Origin of the sequence: Dyadobacter soli (assembly GCF_900101885.1) — a bacterium.
GTDB lineage: Bacteria > Bacteroidota > Bacteroidia > Cytophagales > Spirosomataceae > Dyadobacter > Dyadobacter soli.
In genome coordinates this window covers 229,708-252,542 of the sequence record NZ_FNAN01000006.1, presented here as the reverse complement: position 1 = coordinate 252,542, position 22,835 = coordinate 229,708, and the positions used below count along the sequence as shown (strand labels likewise).

At 51.9% G+C, this 22,835-nt stretch carries 21 protein-coding genes; 19 read left to right on the top strand and 2 right to left on the bottom strand.

The features are described from left to right. The first annotated feature begins 33 nt into the window (after positions 1-33). The 13 genes from BLQ88_RS11450 to tssD (BLQ88_RS11390) all read left to right on the top strand — a co-directional run bounded on the left by BLQ88_RS11450 (position 34) and on the right by tssD (BLQ88_RS11390) (position 11,919). A complete protein-coding gene (locus tag BLQ88_RS11450) occupies positions 34-876 on the top strand; it encodes a hypothetical protein (RefSeq protein ID WP_090149452.1) in 843 nt (280 codons plus the stop codon). A gap of 42 nt (positions 877-918) precedes the next feature. Continuing rightward, entirely contained in the window at positions 919-2,067 is a 1,149-nt protein-coding gene (locus tag BLQ88_RS11445; protein WP_090149448.1) for a hypothetical protein, read from the top strand. A gap of 42 nt (positions 2,068-2,109) precedes the next feature. After that, positions 2,110-2,937, top strand: coding sequence for a fibronectin type III domain-containing protein (locus BLQ88_RS11440; protein WP_090149446.1), 828 nt, complete (start codon positions 2,110-2,112; stop codon positions 2,935-2,937). Between the two features lie 7 nt (positions 2,938-2,944). Then, complete coding sequence (locus BLQ88_RS11435) at positions 2,945-4,063, top strand: hypothetical protein (RefSeq protein ID WP_229212669.1); 1,119 nt, start codon at positions 2,945-2,947, stop codon at positions 4,061-4,063. Next, on the top strand, positions 4,060-5,172 hold the full coding sequence (locus BLQ88_RS11430; RefSeq protein WP_090149444.1) for an OmpA family protein: 1,113 nt from the start codon (positions 4,060-4,062) through the stop codon (positions 5,170-5,172). The genes BLQ88_RS11435 and BLQ88_RS11430 overlap by 4 nt, the downstream gene beginning before the upstream one ends. A 16-nt stretch (positions 5,173-5,188) precedes the next feature. After that, entirely contained in the window at positions 5,189-6,199 is a 1,011-nt protein-coding gene (locus BLQ88_RS11425; RefSeq protein ID WP_229212668.1) for a hypothetical protein, read from the top strand. A 110-nt stretch (positions 6,200-6,309) separates the two neighbouring features. After that, a complete protein-coding gene (locus BLQ88_RS11420; protein WP_090149438.1) occupies positions 6,310-6,609 on the top strand; it encodes a PAAR domain-containing contractile injection system baseplate protein in 300 nt (99 codons plus the stop codon). Between the two features lie 33 nt (positions 6,610-6,642). Next, positions 6,643-7,092, top strand: a complete 450-nt coding sequence (locus BLQ88_RS11415; RefSeq protein WP_090149435.1) for a hypothetical protein — start codon at positions 6,643-6,645, stop codon at positions 7,090-7,092. A 158-nt stretch (positions 7,093-7,250) separates the two neighbouring features. Further along, a complete protein-coding gene (locus BLQ88_RS11410; protein WP_090149434.1) occupies positions 7,251-8,621 on the top strand; it encodes a DUF5458 family protein in 1,371 nt (456 codons plus the stop codon). 83 nt (positions 8,622-8,704) lie between these two features. Then, positions 8,705-9,112 carry a type VI secretion system tube protein TssD gene (gene tssD, locus BLQ88_RS11405; protein WP_090149430.1) on the top strand — a complete coding sequence of 136 codons (408 nt, stop codon included), beginning with the start codon at positions 8,705-8,707 and terminating at the stop codon, positions 9,110-9,112. Between the two features lie 3 nt (positions 9,113-9,115). Further along, positions 9,116-9,616, top strand: coding sequence for a type VI secretion system tube protein TssD (gene tssD, locus BLQ88_RS11400; RefSeq protein ID WP_090149428.1), 501 nt, complete (start codon positions 9,116-9,118; stop codon positions 9,614-9,616). Continuing rightward, positions 9,617-11,455, top strand: coding sequence for a type VI secretion system Vgr family protein (locus tag BLQ88_RS11395; RefSeq protein WP_090149425.1), 1,839 nt, complete (start codon positions 9,617-9,619; stop codon positions 11,453-11,455). It begins immediately after the preceding gene. Between the two features lie 47 nt (positions 11,456-11,502). Beyond that, entirely contained in the window at positions 11,503-11,919 is a 417-nt protein-coding gene (gene tssD / locus BLQ88_RS11390; RefSeq protein ID WP_090149423.1) for a type VI secretion system tube protein TssD, read from the top strand. Positions 11,920-12,019: 100 nt separating this feature from the next. On the opposite strand, the gene BLQ88_RS11385 is transcribed toward tssD (BLQ88_RS11390), so the two are convergent. After that, positions 12,020-12,787 carry a TssN family type VI secretion system protein gene (locus BLQ88_RS11385; RefSeq protein ID WP_090149421.1) on the bottom strand — a complete coding sequence of 256 codons (768 nt, stop codon included), beginning with the start codon at positions 12,785-12,787 and terminating at the stop codon, positions 12,020-12,022. Between the two features lie 78 nt (positions 12,788-12,865). Here BLQ88_RS11385 and BLQ88_RS11380 point away from each other — a divergent pair, with 78 nt between their 5' ends. The 6 genes from BLQ88_RS11380 (at position 12,866) to BLQ88_RS11355 (ending at position 21,523) form a co-directional block, all read left to right on the top strand. Next, positions 12,866-13,294, top strand: a complete 429-nt coding sequence (locus tag BLQ88_RS11380; protein ID WP_090149418.1) for a GPW/gp25 family protein — start codon at positions 12,866-12,868, stop codon at positions 13,292-13,294. Position 13,295: 1 nt separating this feature from the next. Then, positions 13,296-15,098, top strand: coding sequence for a type VI secretion system baseplate subunit TssF (locus tag BLQ88_RS11375; RefSeq protein WP_090149416.1), 1,803 nt, complete (start codon positions 13,296-13,298; stop codon positions 15,096-15,098). A 63-nt stretch (positions 15,099-15,161) separates the two neighbouring features. Beyond that, positions 15,162-16,061, top strand: coding sequence for a hypothetical protein (locus BLQ88_RS11370; protein WP_090149413.1), 900 nt, complete (start codon positions 15,162-15,164; stop codon positions 16,059-16,061). A gap of 180 nt (positions 16,062-16,241) precedes the next feature. Next, positions 16,242-16,634 carry a hypothetical protein gene (locus BLQ88_RS11365; protein ID WP_229212667.1) on the top strand — a complete coding sequence of 131 codons (393 nt, stop codon included), beginning with the start codon at positions 16,242-16,244 and terminating at the stop codon, positions 16,632-16,634. A gap of 124 nt (positions 16,635-16,758) precedes the next feature. After that, entirely contained in the window at positions 16,759-19,749 is a 2,991-nt protein-coding gene (secDF, locus tag BLQ88_RS11360) for a protein translocase subunit SecDF (RefSeq protein WP_090149831.1), read from the top strand. Between the two features lie 124 nt (positions 19,750-19,873). Next, positions 19,874-21,523, top strand: a complete 1,650-nt coding sequence (locus BLQ88_RS11355; protein ID WP_090149407.1) for an amino acid permease — start codon at positions 19,874-19,876, stop codon at positions 21,521-21,523. 111 nt (positions 21,524-21,634) lie between these two features. Here BLQ88_RS11355 and lhgD read toward each other — a convergent pair whose 3' ends face one another. Further along, positions 21,635-22,834 carry an L-2-hydroxyglutarate dehydrogenase gene (gene lhgD / locus BLQ88_RS11350; protein ID WP_090149406.1) on the bottom strand — a complete coding sequence of 400 codons (1,200 nt, stop codon included), beginning with the start codon at positions 22,832-22,834 and terminating at the stop codon, positions 21,635-21,637. Position 22,835: the final 1 nt, after the last annotated feature.

The following is a 22,835-nucleotide window of genomic DNA, read 5'->3' as shown; positions in this document are numbered from 1 at the left end:
GCGAGAAGTTATTCATCCAAAATTCGAGACATTATGCACATTCATCTATTCAGAAATGCGAGGAAGTGGGATTCCTGCCTTATTCCGATCGACGATACCACGTTCGGGATGATCCTGCAATTCAAAGTGAATCTGGTGCGCGTCGAGCCGACCACCCGCTTTTTCATGGGCGACACTTACGCCACGGGCAACGGCATTCTGCATGACACTTACGGCCGTTTTCACCTCCAAAGGTGGGGCGATACCGAATGGGAGAATTACAAACGGGATTTTGTGAACGTGGTGCAAAGGCATTGGAGCGATAAATTCATCCTCGACCCGAGCAAGGACTGGTATGTTCCCCGTACCACTTCGCCGCGCAATTCGGCTACCATTCAATGCGGGCTGTCGATTCAACTGGTCGACACTGCGGCACGGGCACATCAAACCTACCGGATCATTCATCCGCAGGAGGATACATTCAGGTCTTTTGTGGTTGAGAACAGCCGGACGGGCATATTTACCCACCAGGACCTCGAATCGCACTGGAACGACCGCCCTACCCGCATTGGTTCAGAAACCCATAATGTGTCCTTTTTGCAAACCACCATTAACCACGAATTCGGGCATACGCTCGGGCTGGATCACGTGAATGGCGTGGGTAACACCGACCGCCATTATGGTGTGACATTGTCGGAGCGGGAAAACCAGATGGGCATGGGCGGGCTCCTCACGCCGCGTCACGCACGCCCGTGGATACAGCGCCTGCGCAACCATCTGATCCCGCAAACGCAATACGATACCACCGTCACCTTCCGTGGAAGGGTTGCAAGCCCGCAGCTGATCGAATATTGGGACAATGACTGGCGGCCGGCTGCTCCCACAACCGCCTCCTGAAAGTATTAATGACCAAATCCGCTGGATAAAGCGATACAAGCCATGCAAAAGTCAATCAGTTTACTCATTATCGTGTGCATTGCCTTCCTGGTCGAAGCGTGCAGCATGTTCGCACCCGTGGACCCGCTGACGCCCGCAGCATCGGAAGTGAGCGTCGAGCAGGTATGGACATCCGGCGCGACGGTGAGAGGAAAAATCGATAATCTCGACCCCAAAAACGACCGCCAGGAAAAGAAAAGCGGTAAGATTCTCGAATATGGCTTTGTCTGGGGCACGCAAAACCAGCCTACGATCGAAGCCGGAACGGTGATCAAAGTAGGAGAAGATAATCCTCCGACCCCATTTGAATTTGTAAGGGAAATAAACCGCCTGGACGTGCTGACCACCTACTATGTGCGCACCTATGCCAAAAATCAGGGCGGCGGAGTGGGTTACGGACCGGTAGCGACATTCAAAACAGATGATTATGTGTTCGCCGAGCTTTCAATCGGTAAGATTACGACTACTTCCAAAGCTTCCGCCGATGTTGTCGTCAACGTTTTGTCGCTCGGCAATGCTGAAATTTCTTCTTTCGGGGTTTGCTATTCCTCTACCAACAATGAGCCGACGACCAAAGACAGCCGCGCGACAGCCAACGGGAAGGCGGTCAAAGGCAGCTTCACGGTCAATGTTGGCGGATTAGCTGCCGGAACGACTTATTATGCCCGTGCCTACGCCATTACTTTGGGCGGGATCATTTACAGTGATGCTACCACGGGATTCTCGCTCGGAGAACCTGCTGTTTTTACTCCTAAAAAGTCATTTACCATGTATTATTCCAATCCTTATGACCTGGATATGGGCGAACTGGTGTCGCAAGTGGGCTCGGAGGATTGTAACTGGTATCCCTACAATGCGATCGCAGGCATTTATCCGAAGAATGGGGCCCGGTTTGCGGTCTTGGGAAAAGTAAATTTCGATCAGGTGAAGTACGCCGATCTCGCCCGGGCGAATCTCTCGACGAATTTCATCAACGGAAGCTACACGGATACAAAAGCAAATCAGTTGGAAAATGGTACCGTGATCGCATTTGTAACAAACCAGGGCAGGTATGGCAAGATGCTCATCAATGCCCACGGTGAAGATCGCACACCCGGCACGGCAGGTGGCGGCGATATGGAAGTGACCATTTTGACCTACGACAAACAGTAAGCGTATACTCGTTACCGTAAGGAAATTGATTAGGAAAACCTCATGAAAAAGTTGCTCATCTGCTCTCTGGTTTTGGTATCGACTGTAATAATGCAGTCGTGCAGCCTCTTTACGCCCGTCGATCCCCTTCCGCCGGCACTCTCCGCGCTGGAACTGGTGGATATCCAACGCACGGAGATCACCGTGAGCGGCACAATCAACAATCCAGACAGTAAAAACGACCGGCAGGAAAAGAAAAGCGGGGGTATACTTGAATACGGGTTGGTTTACGGAACAACGGCAGCACTGGACGTCCAGAAGGATAAGGTTCTCAAACTCGGTGAAAAGCCTGCGCAAACGCCGGTTTTGATCCAGAACAAAAAAATAACAGGACTTGCGTCCGATACACGCTATTATGTAGCGCTGTATGCCCGGAATGAAGGCGGTGGAATGGCTTACAGCGAGGTACTGGAAGTCAAAACCACATTGTCCCCGCCCATAAAAGTCACTCGAAACTCCGTTAAAATATCCAACCGCGCCGGACTTGCCTATGATCTGGACGAAGGCAACATTGTGGTTGCGAGTGATCCCAAAGCGGATGTGGCCATTGATATATTCAGCATAACGGGCCGCGGCACAACCCTGTCATTGGAGTCGATAGGCAATTTGGAACTTAAAACACTCGGTGTTGTCGAGTTCGAAAAGATCACCTATCTCAATCTGGCACTTATCAAGGATTTGACTACGGCGGGTGTTGGCTACCTGGTCAATGCGCAGTCGGCCAATACGGTGGTCGCATTCAGAACCGGGGAAGGAAGGCTGGGAAAATGGCGGCTGGAAACGGTCTCCGACAATGAGCTCACAATCAGCCTCATTACGTACGATAATTGATTTGGCAATGAAGAAACTCTATACCCTTTTGATGACGCTACTCGCTATCCCGGCATTTGCCCAGGACCGGATCTGGCTCGATAACGGCAACCCGGTACAGGCAAAGCTCAGCCGTGCGATGGACAGCAAACTGGAATGGATCGCTTCGGACGGCATTCCGCGGATTTACCACAGAAAGCGTTTCCTCGTCATATTCGGATCGGCCGGGCAATTCATGGTGATTTCGGAGCTGAACGAAAGCCCCAACAAGGCCCAGACGCAGATCGAGGCATTTTACAAGGCACCGCCGCGGAATGTGAGCCAGGACATCATCATCAAAAGCGTCCCGCTGACAGTCATTACCGGCAATATCTCCTACGAAAGCGACGAGGTGATCAACTACCTGACGATGGAAGGCAATGCGGCGTCGATCAACAAGGAGGAGGTAGCGACGGTGATCTACCGCGACGGCCGGCACGAAATCCTGCGGGATGTGGTGGATGTAGCTCCGCTGCTGGCATTGGCACACAAAGAAATCGAGAAAAAGGAACGCGAGATCGTTAGAAAAGAAACGGACAAGACGCCAAATCAACCCGTCGCTAAAAAAGACGTCCCGCCGCCGCCGAAAGAGCAGACAAAACCAGTGCTGACCGACTCGGAATACAAGGAGTACAGCGCCAAAGGCATTCGACGGGTGGATGAGTTTACCTCCTACCTGCGCATTATCGGGGATAAAAGTCTGAAATCAGAGGAAAAGAACAAGGCGGTACAGCAGGCGCTGAGCCTTTTCGAACCGCAGGCCACAGTGGCCGTCAGCTCGCCCAAAGGTGTGAAAAAGTATCCTGTGAAAGAATACCTCAACCGGTTGAAACTTTTGCCTTATTCCAAAATCAACATTACCTGGAACGAGGTCAAATATGTGAGCGAGCTGAAACAGGAGGCGGATGGCAATTATTACGGCATTATAGCCGGCCAGCAGGTTTTTGAAGGGTATTCGGCCAATGGAAAAGTCGCCTACGGGGATATTACCCGCAAGAATATCCGCGTAAAACTCGAATCGTATCAGAAGACTATTGACGGCAAGGATACGGTGAACTGGGAGGTTTTATTGGGAAATATAGGGGTCGAAACCAACGAAGGACAATGAAAACCAGGCTATACATCATCCTGCTTTTGTTCCAGGCGGCCTTCCAGGCGGCAACCACTTCGCTGTATGCGCAATGTGGTTACCTGGCGGGCAAGATCACCGATATTTCAGGCGCCACGCCGCTCGTAGCCAGCCTGTCCGCCAAAACATCCGACGGCAAGCTGCGGCTTGGTAAGTCCGACAGTCTCGGCACATTCAAAGTGGAAATGCCCTGCCAGATCACCGAGCTCACGATCGAATGTCCGCAATTTCAGACGCTGCACATTCCGGTGAATGTCGACGGCAAGCCCGAAGGCACGTTTGCCATCTCATTAGCCATGATGCCTTTGGGCAAACAAACCAGCGACGAACCCTACGCACAGTCGGAGCAGAAGCATTTTGAATTGAAAGATTCACTGAAAGCAGTCTCTATCGTTCGGCGCATTGAAGTTCGGGATGCATTGTCGGATCAGCGGCTTGCGGCGGAGATTTGTCTTTATTATACCCAAAAACAGAAAAAAGACTGCTTTGCATTGACGACCGACCGGCCAAGGGCTGAAATCGTTTTCACGGAAAAGGACATTGTGGCTATTGAAGTCAAATCCGGCGGATACCAGGGTTACAACGGCAATCTCATCCTCGACAAAACCGACGAAGAGCCGCGGACTTACATTATCAAACTGAACCACCAGCAGGTTATCAACATCAAAGGGCAGCCCATCGCCCGGCCGGTTGCAGCCGTGGCAAATGTGGAAAGGCCAGCGCTTAAAGGTATTACCGCTTCCGACAAGACCCTCTATTTCCCAAGAAGCGACTACAAACTGCCGATGCAATCGCGCACCTACCTCGATTCGGTGGCCATTTACATTCTTGAAAATAAAAACAAAGGACTGCGCATTACCGGCCACACCGACAATGTGGGCAATCCGGGGCTCAACATCACGCTCTCGGAATACCGCGTGCGGGTAATCTCGCGGTATCTCATCGGCAAAGGCGTGCCCGAAGGCGTGATAGCGGCGGTGGGCGTAGGAAGCAAGTTTCCCGTTCGCCCCAACGACAGCGAGGAAAACCGGCGCCTGAACCGGCGCGTAGAGGTGCAGATCATTGATTTAGACTCCAAAAGCAATTGATAATATGAAAACGGGAATGAAAAACTTTACCAGTTTCAAATGGCGCGCGGCCTTGCTATTACTAACCGTCATCGGCGCCGTTTCGCAGGCGGACGCGCAAGCACTCTCACGCAGGGACGCGGACGAGATACGCGTACTGGCGCGCGAGAAGATCAAAGGCCTCAATGACCTGCTCAATGCGATTGCCAATGAAGACCTCAGCAACTACGAGCGCCGCTACCTGATGATGAACAGCTACATGCCCAGTAATGATCAGATATTTATCAACGACGGTGTGATCGTGGAGGACGATGTCGACCCGAAACACAAAGGCAGCGCCCCCGGTCTCGACACGCCTATCGAAAAGTACCTGAGCAACTTTGACCTTTTTTATGTCAAATCGGAAACGAATACCATTGAATTCACCAACCTCGTGGTTTCGGATGTCAAAGTGGACAAGTATCCGTTTGTGAAAGTCTTTTATACACAACATTTTAAAGGCAAAAGCAACAAGGACAATACGCCGTACACGCCCATAGCCCGCGTTGCTGAGCTTCGCGCTGATAAGTCGGGTAACGACTGGATCGTGTTCCTGACGCGCGTCGCATTCAATTCTGCCGAAAGTGCCAAATCGGTGCCTGTAACCCCGAAACCTTCGGCGACTTACGATTCGCTGCAACGTAAAAAAGAGCCGGTGGTAAGCAAGGCGTCGGACCGTCCGCCGGTGGCAAAACCCGAGGATGCGAAGGAAGGGGAAAGGGTTTTCAAAGAGCTCAACAAACCTAATGCCGAAGCCGCAGCCAATGCACGTAAATGGGGCGCGATCAAGCTTGGGGCCGGCGTGGCTGCATTCGCATTCGGTGCGGTGACCTACTCCATGTTGAATAAAGATTATAAAGAATACAAGAAGCTGATCGACAATCCGGAAGGCCTTACCAGCTATGCCAAACCAGGCATTTACGTTTCGGTAGGTGCCGCGGCGGTTGGCCTCGGCGTATCGCTCACATCGATTTTCGATTTCAAACGGGCGAAGCAGCTGTCGCAGTAATGGGATGCGTTTCGCGGAATTGAAACATTACCAGGTTTGACCGCCGACCGATGACCGCCGACCGCCGATCACCATGAACGCTAAACTCCAAACCTTAAACTCTAAACCCAATGCCACAACCAGCAGCTAGAATTGGCGATATGCACGTATGCCCGATGGTTACGCCCGGAACGCCTCCTGTGCCTCATGTAGGCGGACCCGTGCTGCCCCCAGGCACCCCCACTGTGCTCATAGGCGGGCAGCCGGCCGCTTGTGCAGGTGATATGTGCGTCTGCACCGGCCCGCCCGACTCGATAGTAATGGGTTCCACATCGGTGATGATCGGCGGAAAGCCCGCGGCGCGCCTCGGCGACACCACCGCGCACGGCGGTAGCATTGTAGTGGGCTGTCCCACAGTTTTGATCGGTTAGCAACAACAGTATTTTACTTAATCCTATACAACTATGTTCAACTACGGAATAGGCGGTAACGAACGAAAGATCGACCAGTCCAGTGAAGGGATTGCTGATATTCCCCAAAACCGCACGCTTTTCGCCACGCAACTCACCGGCGACCCGGCCCCGCGCCCCGAAATGGTTTACGACCTCAAAACCACGGAAGAAGTTTTCGCGCATTACCAGCCGGAATCAGAGGTAGAGTTTATCACTTCCGACGGCAGTTTTATCAATGAAAACCTCCGTTTTAAAAACCTGGGGGATTTTGGTAAAAAAGGAATCATAGCCCAAAGCGCATTCCTGCAAGACCTCGACGCACGTAACGAAGCTTACCAGCAGGTAGTGAGGCATTTGAAAGTAAACAAAATCCTCAAAGCCGCATTGGAAAAGCCGGAAGCGAAAGCGGCGCTCCTTGGTGTATTTCAGACGCTTATTAATGAGTTGGAGGAGGCGGGATGATGATAATGAGTGAATGAGACAATGAGTGAATGAGTGAATGTCTTGCTAGTCGGTAAGTCATTGGGTCAGGAGGTCATTAGGTCAAAAAATTCGCTCGCAAGCCATTCCACAATGCCAAATTCACTCATTCGCACATTCACTCATTCACTCATTCAAACATGGCAGACGATACTAAAACAACCCAGGACACCTCCGCGCCAGCATTCAAAGAACGCGTAGCCGTTCCGCTGGAAACCGGCTTGCCGCTTCTCGCCAAATATGGCAGCTACGACCTCGTGGAAACGATTATAGAGGGCGCGGCGAACATTAATCCGGAAAAAAAGGCCCGGAAAAAGATATTTCTTACCGAAGCCGACAAGAAGAAAGAGCGCCAGCAACTGAAAAAGCGCCTGGAACTGTGGTCGGAGCTGCTGAGCAGCGCCGAAAGCGTGCCGGACATGATCGAAGCCGGTCAGAAACAGGCGGATTCCGCATTTGAATTGTTGAAAGAAAACCTCGGTAAAGCCGTGGAGCAGATCCGCCCTTTGGAACAATCGTACCGCTCGGTGGCGATGTTTTTCAAAAATACGGAACAGGATAAGGTCAAAAACGTCACATTCCTGAATGCGGCGGCGGATCAGTTGCAAGACCTGGACGTTACCACATTTATCGATGCCGTCGGTGAGGAACTGGCTTCCAAATACGACCGCCTCGACCTGCGCGAAAACTACTCGATCCTGAATGTGCCGGGTTACCTGGGTTCGGGCAAAGTTGTGGATAAATGGGCGAAAATGGCGCATAAGAACAAAACAATGCTGCTGACCGACTTCATGCACCTCGACGCACCGGAAGACGTAATGGAGCTTTTCGAATCGGCGAACCTTACCGGCGGAGCGGCGCATTTATCGAATGTAATGATGACCTGTAACTGGCTGGTAGGCCGCGCCAAACACGACGACCTCGGCGAAGAGGACGATCTCTACATCCCGCCATCGACTGCATTGGCCGGTAATGTGTACAAAACCCTGATGTCGCAGGTGGCTGCCGGTAAAAAGCACGGTACGCTCAGCGAAGTGGACGGTGTGCGGTTCCCGTTGAAAAAATCGGAGATCGCCGACCTGGAAAAAATGGGGCTGATCCCGATGGTGAACGAATACAGCAAGGTAATGGCATTCTCTGCGAAAACGCTGTTCAATGGCGATAACGTTGGTTTGCAGACCTATTCGGTAGTCCGCGTTTTCGACTACATCACCAAAGTACTGATCGACTTCCTGAACCGCCGGGCGTTCGAAAACTTCGATTACAACACCAAAAACGACCTGAAAAAGCAGATCATCAAGTTCCTCGACAGCGTCACCGGCCCCGGCAAGCTCATCGAGAAGTTCAGCGTAATGCGTTTCGAGCAGGATAAGAACCAGAAGGACAAAGTATACCTCGACATCCATATGGTGCCCTATTTCCCTGCGAAAAACTTCATGATCGCGCTGACCGGACAAAAAGGTGACGATCTGGACGCCGCGGCCTGGGCGGCTGAGTATGCGCAACAGTAACGTGGAGTTCATGAGTTAAGAGCTTATGAGTCAAACACTCTTACTCATGAACTCATCGACCTTAAACTCTCAATTCACAAACGATGGCATTCAGCAGCACCCTGAAAATCGACGGCGATCACGAGTACAGCGTCATGTTCATGCAGTTCGAGCTGCATCAGACGGTGGACGACGCGATGTCCATTACGTCGCCGATCCAGTGGGCGCATTTGTACATGGAGCTGGAAATGGTGCTCGACGATTTTTTGGTGGAATGGGCCAATAAGCCATCGCAGAAATACGACCTCACGGTGGAGCAGTTTGGCGAGAAAGGTTCTTTCAAAACACTGAGTTTCAAAGAGGCTATTTGCATTGAATTCGTGGAAATGTTCGACGACGGTGAGGACGACCTCGATGTTACGCTTTCCCGCCGGCGGCAAAATTTCATCACCTGCATTACGGTGACGGCGGGGAGTGTGGAAATCAATGAAGCTAAACTCGAAAATTTCTAGGTTATGGCGGACCAGGACGCGAGCATCGGCGTAGAAGCGCACCTTACCCTCGACGGAAAGGAGTTTACAGTCCGGAAAATAGCGTATGGCTGCAACCGGAATGCCGACGAGCGGGGTAGCCCGACGGATTCACCCAAGGCGCGCCTGATCCGTATGACGATCGCACCCACACAGGACGACGATTTTGCATTGCTCTACGATTGGGCATTCAAAAACGACCGGCAGCTGAGCGGGAAAGTCGAGTTCAAATACGACAACGATTCTCAGATTTTACGCAAAATGGAGTTTGAAGAAGCCTATTGCGTCGGTTTCAAGGAATCGTTCCGGGCGAAGCAATCGACCGTACGCGGGCACCAGCTGGCCCATGTGCCCGACGTCAAGGGATACCTGCCCCAGCACCGCGGGAAGTTCTATTTCATAAGCGACAGCAGCGTCACGCTGGTTTACGAACTGGTGATTTTACCCAAGAAAGTCAAAATCGGACAGGTTGAAATAAGCAGTTAAATGGCACGACAGGTTAATACGAGCATTGAAATCGAAGGCGGCGTCGAGATTACCCGGCACCTTGGGCTGGTGATTGAGCAGGATTTGTTCGCACATCACTGGTTCGAAATGCTGGTACCGTTCGATCAGCTGGAAGACGAGGGCGAGCATTTTTTCAACCGTTCGCACCGCGCGGTAATGGGCAAGAAAATCACTTTCTCGTTCAGCCCGCGCCTCGGCTCCGATTCTTTCGACTTCGTATTTCAAGGCATTGTGACCGAGATACGCCTCCGGAGCCTGAGCGACATGAGCAGCGCATTCGTACTGAAAGGATACAGCCCGACCATCGTTTTGGAAGATTCCGTGCAGCGACGGTCGTTCCTGCGTGGGACGGTTCAGGACATTTTCAATACGGTACTTCAACCCTACCCGCAAAATTTGCTCCGAAAACAGCTCAATCCTGAAAATGGCGGCCGGCAAGTGCCTTTTACCCAATACAATGAGAGCAATTACAAATTTCTCTGCCGGGTAGCCGACCGGTGCTGCGAGTGGTTTTATTACAATGGCCGCGAGCTCGTACTCGGCGATAATAGCTCGGAGGAGGTCGATTTTCTGGTGGATGGTTTGCAAAACTTCGATGTGGCATTGCAGCTGCAACCGGCCGCATTCAGCTTCGAAGGATACAATTACACCATTCCCGAAGCATTCACCGGGCAGTCGTCCAGCCAGAATGTGGATGGGCTGACGTCGCTCAGCGAGTTTGCATTGGAACAGTCGGACAGCCTTTTTGCCCAAACTTCCCTGTTACCATCGCCTGAAATCGTGGGTGGTCAAGGCGAGATCGACGAGCTGACTAAAATGGAGCGCTCGGCCAGGGTTACCTCCATGGTCGATTTCAGGGGCTCGGGCGAAACGCCTACCATGAGCGTCGGCACGGTGCTGGCCGTAAAAGGACACCGATTGAACGAGCGCGGCGAAGCATATGAAGAGAATTTTGGCAAATACCGCGTCGTGCATATCCGGCATGAGGTGAATACGGCGGGGAGTTATCAGAATAGCTTTAATGCCGTGCCCGAATCGGCGCAGCATCCGCCTAACAATCCTTATGTACGCAACCCGCTGGGCGAAACCGAACAAGCCGAAGTGATTGCCAACGACGACAGCGAAAGCCTCGGGCGCGTGCGTGTGAAGTTTTTTTGGAGCCAAAGCCGCCAGCAGGACCAGGAGTCGATATGGATGCGGGTAGGAACGATGCATAATGCTACCGGTCGCGGCGTCAACTTCGTTCCCGAGGTAGGAGCGATGGTAATGGTGGGATATGAAGGTAACCTGGCTGAAAACCCGTTTGTAATGACCTGCCTTTATCCCAAACCGGAAGAAGACATCAGTTACACCTCCGACAACAACGATTTCAAAGTCATCGCGACGCGCTCGGGTAATATGGTTGTGTTCATCGACGAGGACGGCGACGCCAAAATTCAGATCAGTAACCGGGAGAAAACAGACACGTTTCTGGAATTCGCATTCAAAGACGACGGCAAGATCCGGCTGCATGTCGAAAACGGACTTTTTGAAGTCAAATCCAAAGAAATTACCATTGAGGCAACCGAAGATATTACCGTCAGTGCCGGTGGAAAATTTGATCTCCATGCCAGCGAAATCTCGATAAAGGCCGATCAGAGCATTAAAATCGAAAGTGGTACCGACACGAAAATCAAAGCCGGTACCGAACTGGAAGCCGAAGGTACGGCCACCGCCAAAGTCTCGGGAGCAACGCTTACCCTAGAAGGCGACGCCGCCACGGAACTCAAAAGCAATGGTACAACGGTCATTCAGGGTTCGCTCATCACATTGAATTAAGTCAATATATCCATAATCAATCCATTCACTTTTAAACACTTACAACTATGCCAGCTTCAAGTTTTGACGCTTATTTCACCTGGGATGGCGGCCCGTCGGGCGACGGCATCGCCGTGATCTCATGCAGCTATTCCCTGTCGCAATCCACCGACGATAAAGGACGTGTTTCCTCCAAAGTGTACGGCGGAAATGTGTTTATACAAGTTGACTCTTCCAGCGCCAGCGACAGCCAGAGCCTGTGGGAATGGATGATAGATCCCGACGGAAAGAAGGCATCCGCAAAGATCACCTTCAAGAATGTAGACGAGGAGCAAACCCAAAAGGAGCTCGAACTCACGGACGTGTACTGCGTGCAATATGCAGAAAGCTTTGTGGAAACCGGCTCGATGCCGATGACGACGAGCATTACGCTGTCGGCGCGGGAGATCAAACTCTTCGGTACCCCGCATACCAACCGCTGGTAGGTGATGTCACGCTGAGCGGACCGGGCCGCCGGGCGGTCGAAGGCATTATGCAAGATGTTTCGACCGCTGCGGCAGCCGCTCCGCTCAACATGACAATCAATTACCCCCGTACCGCCACAATCGTCTCATTATCGACAATGTGGTTGGCCTGAAACGTCAGGTCCGGGTCCATGTAAACGCGGCGCTTGTACCAGGGCAGTTTTTTGTAAAACAGCCATCCGTAAGGCGCGCCGTCGGGTGCGAGGTATTCTACGGGGCTGCCGGGGTTGCGGTCGTTGTAGTCGTTCAGGAAAATGAAGAAGAGCTCGCCGAATAGCATCGAATGCGGTGCTTTGGCGCGGAAATTAGTGAATGCGGCTTCGTCGGCCTTTTTGGTAAACTCGAATTGGATCACCAGCACGCGTGACAGATCGAGCAAATCCATATCGGGCAGCGGCTGACCTACGGGGTAATACCACTTTTTAAATTCTTTAAGCGGTATTTCGAGATAGCTCTGGTAAACACGGGCTACGAATACCGGGAACAGAAAACCCACCAATGCAGTGGCCATACCGACGCCCTTGAACAGCTCGTGCGCCACTTTATGATAAAAAAAGATGATAACCAGCGCAGTGAGCAGGGTTATTAACAATGTAAAACCGATCGCCCGTGCAGAACGGCTTTCGAAAAGGCTGGCAAACCATTGGGTAAGCAGATAAACGTGCAGAATCCCCAAAACCAGGAAGCAGCCCATCGCCATCGGGTAGGCGTCGCGGTAATCGATCACGCGGAAACCCAGGGCACCTACCAATGTCAGCACGGCTATCAGAACGACTGCATACAATAATTGAAGACGTTGCGTGACAGTTTTAACAAACGGAAGGTTCATCGGGGAGCTTGGAAGTTGGTGTACAGACAAAAATAAGCCAGACTTTCATTAATACAACCACAATTTATTAAACGCCGGATGGAAGATCAAAACTATTCTTTGCCCCTCGCGCTCGACCGCATCGTGGCCGGCCTGCCGCATCCGAAATGCCCGGACAGAGAGGCGATCCATCAGCATTTGTACCTGTTAATGGTAACCCACTTCGACGAAAACCGCTTCGACAGCCGCTATGGCTGCGCATTATGGGAGCATGATTTTGCAGTTTTATCCCAAATCAAATGGAAGGACCTCATCCGCGAATCGCTGGAAGAGGCCGTGGGCGCTTATGAAGCCAGGCTCGCCAATGTCAAAATCAGGGTGGAAATGGAAGAATTTGAAGTTTTGACCAAGACTAACAACTACGTCCGCAAACGCGTGGGCATCGAGATCAAAGCAACTATCCGGCGCACCAACGAGCCATTCATATTCTTCGAACGCATTTTCATCTCACCCTTATCCATAGAATGATATGCCCGAAACGATGAGCTATACCAAGGAAAACATCTCGCGCAGGCTCATCCGGCGCTGCGCCGAGCTCTGGGGCATCGACGACGCCCAGGCCGACCATTTCGACCCGCTCGTGCGACTGCTCGTTGAGGCATGTTCCGTGGAATTTGAAAAGGTAGGGCAGGAAATAGCGCATACCGAACTTCGGCTGATGACCCGCCTCGCCGAAATCCTTTCTCCCGAAACCCATAATGGCCCGCAACCCGCCACGGCCATCGTGCAGGCACGCCCGCAGGAGCCAACCGGGTGGATAGAGCCTGAAAACCAGCTCACCGGCAAGCGTACCAATGTGCGGAAAGGCGACTCTACCGAGGTACATTTCGCCCCGGCAGCCCGGTACCCGCTCGTCAATGCCGCAATTCTGCAATACGCTACGCCTAATGGGCTGTTTTCCGTAGAAAAGGGCACAAAAACATTGGTTTCCAAAGCATTACCGCAGCCCGGAGGCGAGCAAGGCATTTGGCTCGGGCTGGAAGTGGAACCGGGCATTACTTCCTGGGACGGTTTCCGTTTCTACTTCGATTGGACGGCGCCCGGCGGTACCGGTGACGCTGCGGAATATCAATTCCGCGAGTTTTTGCCGGCAACCAGCTGGTTCGGCAATGGCAAACGGCTTCCCATCCTGAATGGTTTGCATGACGCGCCCGTGGACGATTCGATATTGATTTACAGTGACAGTTTCCTCAGGATCAACAGTGACGACTCCTGGGAAAAAGGAAAACTGAAAAACGAACCTTACCCCGAGGCATTCGAAACTCTGTTCGACAACCGGACTTTGCAAATGCTCAAAAAACCATTGGTTTGGCTCCGCATCACATTCCCGGCGATTTTTCCCATGGCGGGTTTCGAGCAAATGAATGTATCGCTGAATGCATTTCCGGTGCAAAACAAACAGCTCAACAAAATCACCTACCGCCTGCAAACCGGGCTGAATGGCATAGCATTGCCCAGCGGCGATGCTTTTATGGGTATTCAAAGTGTTATTAATCAAAAAAACCAGGCATATACCGCTTCCGAGAAAAACCTCTACACCGACGATGAAGCAGCGCAGCGCCTCTATACACTCCGCCGCCAGGGCATCGGCCGTTTCGACAAGCGCGATGCGCGGGCGGTGCTTTACCAGCTGTTGGAATTGCTCCGCGACGAGGTTACCGCTTTCAATGCGATCGGTGAGGATTTCCTGGCCTCCATTCTCCGCGAAATTGCTCAGAACATGGCGCGGATCGAGCAGAAGCTGGGGGTCAAAAAAGCCAGTGAAACTACCGCACAGCCGTTTCTGGTCATCAGGGCCGACAAAAACCCGGATGTGCTTTTCATCTCTTATTGGAGCACGCTGGCCGAGCAGGCCAACGGCATTCCGGCGGGTACGCGTCTGCAATCGTACGCAGCCTCGGGCGTGAGCGGCGCGGACATTACCATGCTCACGCGCTCGTCGGGCGGGAAAGCGAAGCCCGATGAAAGCGATTATGTGAACCAGCTGCGCAAGAATATCGTCACGCGTAACCGGCTCGTCACATTGGAAGATATGCGCGCATTTTGTGCCGCCGAGCTGGGCGACAGGCTGCGCAAAGTTCAGGTAAAGCCGCATTTCATGCCCGGCAAAATGCCTGGTCAGGGTTTTATCCGCTGCCTGCAAATCGGCCTCACGCCCGCGTCGCCCTCGCGCACAAGCGACGACTGGGCCCGCGAATGCGAAACGCTGCAACTGAAAATAACCCGCCTCTCCACCGGCATGTATCCCATTCAGGTAGTCACATTACCTTAAAAACTCCTGACGAACCCTGACGACACCTGACAATCACTGACTATCCCCGACAACACCTGACCCATGGAACCCCGCCCCGACCTCAAAGCCGAATTCATCGCCAGCTCCTGGCTCGAAAACGACATTCCAGCCGCGCAAATCCTCTTTCGTCCGCTGGGTGATTTCAAACGGCGCAGCCATCACGACATCGAAAATACCCGCGAGCTGGAACTGGGTAATTTCAAAGGACAGGTAATCGACTCGAACCGGAGCGGTATTTACGATCATTTGCCCGAGCAGCTGTTCCATTTACCGTCGTCGGCTAATTTGAATACGGTTAAAAAGAAAGTCGATGAAATACGGCTGCAACGCGAAAAGGAGCAGCAATCAAGGCTTTTCTTCCTGCCTTTGGAACAGGAGTTTTTCATGAACCGCGTAAGCCTCGCCCGATTGGAGCAATTCGCCTGGGAGCTCGGCCCTGATTCGGGGTTACTGGAAGAGCTGAAAGCATTCTGGCAGGCCCCCTCTTCGCTCGATGAAAGCGTGTTTGTGCAACTATTGCCTTTCCTGCCCCTTGTCTCCGAAAACCGGGGGAACCTGGACAAAGCCGCGGAAATCATGTCGGCAGCATTACGGCTAACGGTTGAAATACAGGTCATTTTTGGATTGAAGTACCATTACGAATCCAATGCGGGCATGGGCGATGCCCTGCTGGGCGCGGATACCTCGCTGGGTGGCGACCTGGATACCTATTTGCCGCACGTCAACATCGCAATTGAGGTCCCGAGTGCGACCGATTTGCACCACTATCTGCACAACCAAAACTTCGACACCCTGGTAACCTGGCTGCTCGGCTGGTTTCTGCCAGTGGAGTACGATTTTACGGTATCGCTGCAACTGCCCGCGGAAGCCTCCGCATTCACTATCGCTTCCGATGAAGGCATTTCCGTTCCGCTCGGTTACGCTACGCTGGCAGCTGGCTAGCATTCAATTGATTATCATTCTCTTACAGAAATAGTAACTCAAAACGGCCGTTTCTATCTCAAAAACACACAAAACACAAGTTATTAACAAAATAGTAATATTGATCTCCCGGAAATTTATCTTGCGATTCTGATTTTTTCGAATCAAATTTGCGGTTTCATTGAAATCCCGAATCTGAAAGTGAAGACCGTACGATTGTTTAACCAGGCCATCAGCTTAATGCTTGCCGTCATGTTATTGATGGTGGCGGGAGCGCGGTCATGGTCGGATCATACGGATCGCGGCGCTTTTCAGGGCTCCAAAACGGAAGCCATTACCAAAGACCTGGCTAAGAAAGCCGATGCGCATTCCAGCCGGTCGGATCAGCCCGAGGTAAGCGCGCTCAGTTTGAACGCGGTCATTACGCCCGCCATTTCTTTCGATTTTTACCAATACTTCTATTTTTTATCGCAGCCAGTCTGGCATTTCGTTGCCAAAAAGCCTGTTGTCCGGACCGCATTCAGCGAGCCGGTCTTCCTGGTATCCCATTTCCAGCGGGTTTTCGGCAGGTTTATCGTCACCAACGCTCCGTAATGTGTGAGCGGGCATATCAGGCCCGCACGTCCGCATTTTCCAGAAAGCCCGTGCCATTTCTTATTTCCGGCCGGGTAGTTTCCAGTTGTATTTCAAGGATTTCAATTTAATTTTTCATTTCAAAATGACCAACAAGAACGGGATAATCGCGTTGACGATCGTCATCGCCCTTATTAGCGTCTATAATCTATCCTTCACTTTTGTCTCGCGCAGCTTTAAAAGCAAAGCTATTGCGTATGCGACCGACGCGAAAGGCGAGGTGGATTTGACCAAAAAACAGCATTTTATCGACTCGCTGTGGCGGGAAGAAGTGTACCTGGGCAATACTTTACAGGATGTGACCGAGCGCGAGTTGAACCTCGGCCTCGACCTTCAAGGTGGTATGCACGTAGTTTTGGAAGTAGCCCCTGCCGACATCCTCAAAGGAATGGCTGGCGGTAACGCACGCAGCGCGGCATTCCAGAATGCATTGAAAAAAGCCGGTGAAGATAAATCGGCCAACAACAGCACATTTATCAACCGTTTTGTAAGCGCTTATAAAGAAGCTGCGCCGAACACAAGCCTCGCCTCGGTATTCGCTACGAGCGCTAACCGTGGCAAGATCAACAGCAATTCGTCGGATTCGGACGTAATCAAAATGCTGAAAACGGAAATCGACGGTTCTATCGACCGCGCGTTCCAGATCACCCAGGCACGTATCGATAAATTCGGTGTGACCAACCCGAACATTCAGCGCCTGCCGGGTCAAAACCGCGTTTTGGTGGAGCTTCCGGGTGTGGATAACCCTGAGCGTGTTCGCCGCCTCCTTTCCGGTGCTGCGAAACTGGAATTTGCGGAAGTATACTTAACGCAAGAGCTCGGCGCCGGCCTCGAAGGCCTGGGCCGTTACCTGACCCAGCAAGCTGAAATCGAAAAAGCTGCTAAAAAATCTGCCCCTGCCGCATCTGTTGATACTGCTTCTACCGACACTACCAAGAAATCGACCGCTGGCGGCCTGGCTGCCCAGTTGGAGAAAAAATCGGATTCTACCGCTACCGACTCAGCTGCATTGGCGGCTCAAAGTGCTGCATTGACCAGCCTTTTCGTTCCAATGCCACAAGGCCTCGGCGTGTATTTGAAAGATACTGCACGCGCCAGCGAAATCCTGCGCCGCCCCGAAGTTCGTTCGCTTTTCCCTTCCGACCTCGTGTTTATGTGGGACCGCAAAGGCACCGAAGCAGGTGGTAACCAGCTGATTCTGCCTTTGTATTTCATTAAAAAATCCAATGGCGAAGCTGCTATGGAAGGCGACGTAATCGTGGATGCGACACATGACTACGACGACCGTGGCCGTCCGGAAGTAACGATGCGTATGAACGGCGAAGGTGCCCGTAAATGGCGCTCACTCACTGCCCGCAGCGTAGGCCGTCCGGTAGCGATCATCATCGATAACCTCGTTTACACGGCGCCAACCGTACAAGGCGAAATCCCGAACGGTAACTCGTCTATCACCGGTAGCTTTACCGTGGAAGAAACGAAAGATATGTCTAATGTACTGAAAGCCGGTAAGTTGCCAGCTCCTACGCACATTGTAGAAGAAGCCGTTGTAGGATCTTCACTCGGTGCTGAGGCGATCAACGACGGTTTGTGGTCTTCGGCGGTAGGTCTATTGATCGTACTTGTGTTCATGGTGGCCTATTACAACCAGGCTGGATGGATCGCGGATATGGCGCTTCTGATCAACTTGTTCTTCCTGTTGGGCGTTATGGCGTCCCTCGGAGCGGTATTGACGCTCTCGGGTATCGCGGGTATCGTGCTCTCGATCGGTATGGCGGTGGATGCCAACGTACTGATTTACGAAGGTATTAAAGCCGAGCTGGCAGAAGGTAAGCCATTCGCACAGTCGATCCGTGACGGTTTCAAGCATTCGTTGACCGCCATCATCGACTCCAACGTAACGACCCTTTTGACTGGTATTATTCTGTACACATTCGGTACAGGTCTGGTACTCGGCTTTGCAACTACCCTTGTATTGGGTCTTTTGACGTCTTTATTCTCCGCGATCTTCATTACCCGCTTGCTGCTCGAACAAAAGCTTAAAAACGGCAAAACTTTCGCGTTCACGAACACCCTGACAAAAGGCTGGTTCCAGGACAACCATTTCGACTTCGTTTCGCAACGCCGTCGTTTCTACATCATTTCTGCGATCATCATCGCGATCGGTGTGGGTTCATTCATATTCAAAGGTTTCGGCTTGGGTATCGACTTCAAAGGGGGCCGTTCCTATGTAGTTCGTTTTGAAAACAATGTGGACGCGGATGCGCTTCGTGCCAACATGGACGAGATACTCGGCTCTACTACCGAGGTGAAAACTTTCGGAGGCCAGGATCAGGTGAAAATCACGACTCCTTACCTCATCGAGGACACCACGCCGGAGGCTGACCAGAAAGCGGAAGCGAAAATCCTGGAAGCAACCAAGAAAATCGCCGACAACCCTGCCAAGATCGTAAGCTCGAACAAAGTAGGTCCTACCATGGCGAAAGACACCTTGTGGAGTGCGGTTTACGCGGTATTGCTTGCTTTGGCGGCCAACTTCGTGTACATCCTCATCCGTTTCAAACGCGTAGCATTCTCGTACGGTGCGGTAATGTCCCTCGCACACGACGTGGTGATTATCCTCGCGATCTTCTCGTTGTTCAACGGCTGGCTGCCATGGTCACTCGATATCGACCAGGCGTTTATCGGTGCGATCCTGACCATGATCGGTTACTCGATGAACGATACCGTTGTAATTTATGACCGTATCCGTGATTACCTGGCCGATGAAAAATCACGCGGGCAGAGCCTGTCGACCGTTATCAACAACGCGTTGAACAGTACTTTGAGCCGTACGGCTGTAACCGGTATCTCGGTAATCCTCGTGTTGATCGTTCTCATGATCTTCGGCGGAGCTGTTATCCGTGGATTTACATTCTGTATGTTGCTCGGGGTAATCGTGGGTACTTATTCTTCACTCTTCGTAGCGGCACCTATCGTGGTTGACCTCCTGCAACGTTCCCAGAAGAATGAGCCGGCACCGGCAGTAGCGGCAGACGCCACGGCAGCGGCGGCGGCAACGAAAAAAGTTAAGGCTTAATTTAAAAAGAATAAAAGAGGGTAAGTTTTGGACTTACCCTCTTTTTGTTTGGTGTCTATACGTAGTTAGCAAATTTTCTTTTAGCTTTATCAGACCATCATTTCTACAACAACGAACCTAATATATGGCAAGTCAACTCTGGATTAAGAAACCACTTGAAAAACTTTTACAGGAATCTTCCGGTGAAGGGAACCAGCTGAAACGCACGCTGGGCCCGGGTAGCCTGGTGGCACTGGGTATCGGTGCGATCATCGGCGCGGGTCTTTTCTCCATCACCGGCGGAGCTGCTGCCAACCAGGCGGGCCCTGCGATCACCATCTCCTTTATCGTAGCGGCATTGGGCTGTGCATTCGCCGGCCTTTGCTATGCCGAATTTGCTTCCATGATCCCGGTTGCGGGTAGTGCCTACACCTATTCCTACGCCACCATGGGCGAGTTCATCGCCTGGATCATCGGCTGGGACCTTGTACTCGAATATGCCGTTGGCGCAGCCACGGTGAGTATCAGCTGGAGTAGATATCTAGTCAAGTTTTGCGAGGGTTTTGACGTCCATTTACCCACGGCGCTCACAGTAGGTCCGTGGGACGGCGGGATCATCAACCTGCCTGCGATCTTCATCGTAATCCTGATGAGCTTGCTATTGATGAAAGGAACTGAGGAAAGTGCCACCGTGAACGGTATTATTGTTGGCTTGAAAGTGGCCGTTGTATTGATCTTCATCACATTAGGCTGGAAATACATCAACGAATCGAACTACGTACCTTACATCCCTGACAATACGGGCAACTTCGGCGAATACGGTTTCAGCGGGATCATACGAGCCGCCGCGATCGTCTTTTTCGCCTATATTGGTTTCGACGCGGTAAGTACCGCCGCACAGGAAGCCAAAAACCCCAGAAAAGACATGCCTATCGGTATCCTGGGCTCATTGGTGATCTGTACGATCCTCTATATCCTTTTCGCACACGTAATGACCGGGGTCACACCATACACCTCATTCAAAGGCCAGGATGGTATCGCACCGGTTGCGGTGGCGATCGAGTCGATGGGTACTGTTGATGCCAGCGGGGCCATTCACCCGGATTACCCGTGGTTGAACCGCGCGATCATCGTAGCGATCCTCGCGGGTTATGCTTCCGTGATCCTGGTAATGCTTTTGGGTCAGAGCCGCGTGTTTTTCAGCATGAGTAAAGACGGATTGCTGCCACGCGTATTCTCAGCCGTTCACCCTAAATTCCAGACGCCGGTTAAGAATAACACCATGTTCCTTGTGTTCGTGAGCCTTTTCGCGGCATTCGTTCCTGCACGTGTGGTGGGCGAAATGACCAGTATCGGCACGTTGTTCGCATTCATCCTCGTTTGTATCGGTATTATCGTGATGCGTAAGCAAATGCCGAATGCGCCGCGTGCATTCAAAACGCCGTTGGTACCATTGGTTCCGATCCTCGGCGTTGCCACTTGTTTCTTCATGATGGCGTTCCTGCCGCTCGATACCTGGATCCGTTTATTCGTTTGGATGATCATCGGTTTCGATGTGTATTTGTGGTATGGTATTAAAAACAGCTTCCTGTCGAACAAGCTGCCGGCTGCTATTGTGGCTGGGGGCAAAACCGTAGGATTGGTCGGAATCGTGCTGGCGGTATTGCTGGGCGTGATCGCCTACGTACACCACGTACAATCCGACGGTAGCGATACGGGCCTTTACTACTTCTCACTGATCTTCGCCGCCATTCACATTGTGGCTTTTGGTATGACGCAGACTAAGAAGGCGTAATTAGAAGGGGAAAAGGGAGGAAGGAGGAAGGGAAGAAGGAAAATGTATCCCAAACAAAAGAGGCCATTCCGTAGCGGGATGGCCTCTTTTTGTTTTGTATTAAAACAAATACTAAAACCTTGAAAGCACTTTTTCGGAAACCGTCTGTCCGATGGAAAGTGACGAGGTCGCGGCTGGTGACGGTGCATTACAGACGTTAATGGCCGTTTTGTTTTCGATGATCGAGAAATCATCCAGCAAACCGCCGTCGTAGTCGCATGCCTGCGCACGTACGCCTGCGCCGCCGGGTACAAGGTCGTCGCTCTGGATTTCCGGGATGAGACCTTGCAATGCTTTGGTGAATGCGGCTTTGGAGAACGAACGGTAATATTCACCCATGCCGGTGCGCCAGTATTTCATCGCTACCTTCTGGAAACCGGGCCACGAAAGCGATTCGAGCATTTCCGGCACGTTAATGTCCAGCTTGTTATAACCTTCCCTTTTGAATGCAAAAACCGCATTAGGCCCCGCCTCCACACCGCCTTCGATCATGCGCGTGAAGTGCACGCCCAGGAACGGGAAGTTAGGATCAGGAACCGGGTAAATGAGGTTTTTGACGAGGTAATGCTTCTCCGGACGGAGCTTGTAATACTCGCCGCGGAACGGGATAATGCGGACATTGATGTTCTCCGGCTGTGTCAATTGCGCTACTTTATCGGAATACAGCCCGGCGCAATTGACTACGAGTTTAGTTTCAAATACTTTCCCGGTAGCAGTCACCACTTCCGAATGCGTATTGCGGTTTTTAATGTCGGTGACCTTTTCGTTAAACCGTACTTCGCCGCCGAATTTCTGAAAGTTTTCCGCGTATTTTTCACAAACCGTTTTATAATCGATAATGCCGGTATAAGGCACCCAGATGCCTTCCAGGCCTTTCACGTGCGGCTCGATCTCCTTCATTTCTCCCTCCGAAATCATGCGGTTTTCGGTCAAACCATTCTGGTTTCCGCGTTCGAAGAGGTTACGGAGTAATGGTCGCTGCTCCTCGGTAGTTGCCACCACTATCTTTCCACACAAATCATACGCAACACCTTCCTTCTGGCAGAAATCAATTAGCATCTGGTAACCGCGGATGCAGTTAACCGCTTTCAGGCTGCCCGGTTTATAATACAATCCCGAATGGATCACGCCGCTGTTGTGGCCGGTCTGGTGTTTGGCTACTTCGTTTTCCTTTTCGAGCAGGAGCACTTTCAATGCAGGTTGCTGCTCCTTGATACGGAGGGCTGTTGCGAGGCCTACAATCCCCCCGCCAATGATGGTAATGTCGTACATA

Excerpts from the sequence above, each read along its gene's own strand:
- BLQ88_RS11450 (WP_090149452.1), top strand. The coding sequence starts at position 34 with ATGCACATTCATCTATTCAGAAATGCGAGGAAGTGGGATTCCTGCCTT.
- BLQ88_RS11445 (WP_090149448.1), top strand. The coding sequence starts at position 919 with ATGCAAAAGTCAATCAGTTTACTCATTATCGTGTGCATTGCCTTCCTG.
- BLQ88_RS11440 (WP_090149446.1), top strand. The coding sequence starts at position 2,110 with ATGAAAAAGTTGCTCATCTGCTCTCTGGTTTTGGTATCGACTGTAATA.
- BLQ88_RS11435 (WP_229212669.1), top strand. The coding sequence starts at position 2,945 with ATGAAGAAACTCTATACCCTTTTGATGACGCTACTCGCTATCCCGGCA.
- BLQ88_RS11430 (WP_090149444.1), top strand. The coding sequence starts at position 4,060 with ATGAAAACCAGGCTATACATCATCCTGCTTTTGTTCCAGGCGGCCTTC.
- BLQ88_RS11425 (WP_229212668.1), top strand. The coding sequence starts at position 5,189 with ATGAAAAACTTTACCAGTTTCAAATGGCGCGCGGCCTTGCTATTACTA.
- BLQ88_RS11420 (WP_090149438.1), top strand. The coding sequence starts at position 6,310 with ATGCCACAACCAGCAGCTAGAATTGGCGATATGCACGTATGCCCGATG.
- BLQ88_RS11415 (WP_090149435.1), top strand. The coding sequence starts at position 6,643 with ATGTTCAACTACGGAATAGGCGGTAACGAACGAAAGATCGACCAGTCC.
- BLQ88_RS11410 (WP_090149434.1), top strand. The coding sequence starts at position 7,251 with ATGGCAGACGATACTAAAACAACCCAGGACACCTCCGCGCCAGCATTC.
- tssD (WP_090149430.1), top strand. The coding sequence starts at position 8,705 with ATGGCATTCAGCAGCACCCTGAAAATCGACGGCGATCACGAGTACAGC.
- tssD (WP_090149428.1), top strand. The coding sequence starts at position 9,116 with ATGGCGGACCAGGACGCGAGCATCGGCGTAGAAGCGCACCTTACCCTC.
- BLQ88_RS11395 (WP_090149425.1), top strand. The coding sequence starts at position 9,617 with ATGGCACGACAGGTTAATACGAGCATTGAAATCGAAGGCGGCGTCGAG.
- tssD (WP_090149423.1), top strand. The coding sequence starts at position 11,503 with ATGCCAGCTTCAAGTTTTGACGCTTATTTCACCTGGGATGGCGGCCCG.
- BLQ88_RS11385 (WP_090149421.1), bottom strand. The coding sequence starts at position 12,787 with ATGAACCTTCCGTTTGTTAAAACTGTCACGCAACGTCTTCAATTATTG.
- BLQ88_RS11380 (WP_090149418.1), top strand. The coding sequence starts at position 12,866 with ATGGAAGATCAAAACTATTCTTTGCCCCTCGCGCTCGACCGCATCGTG.
- BLQ88_RS11375 (WP_090149416.1), top strand. The coding sequence starts at position 13,296 with ATGCCCGAAACGATGAGCTATACCAAGGAAAACATCTCGCGCAGGCTC.
- BLQ88_RS11370 (WP_090149413.1), top strand. The coding sequence starts at position 15,162 with ATGGAACCCCGCCCCGACCTCAAAGCCGAATTCATCGCCAGCTCCTGG.
- secDF (WP_090149831.1), top strand. The coding sequence starts at position 16,759 with ATGACCAACAAGAACGGGATAATCGCGTTGACGATCGTCATCGCCCTT.
- BLQ88_RS11355 (WP_090149407.1), top strand. The coding sequence starts at position 19,874 with ATGGCAAGTCAACTCTGGATTAAGAAACCACTTGAAAAACTTTTACAG.
- lhgD (WP_090149406.1), bottom strand. The coding sequence starts at position 22,834 with ATGTACGACATTACCATCATTGGCGGGGGGATTGTAGGCCTCGCAACA.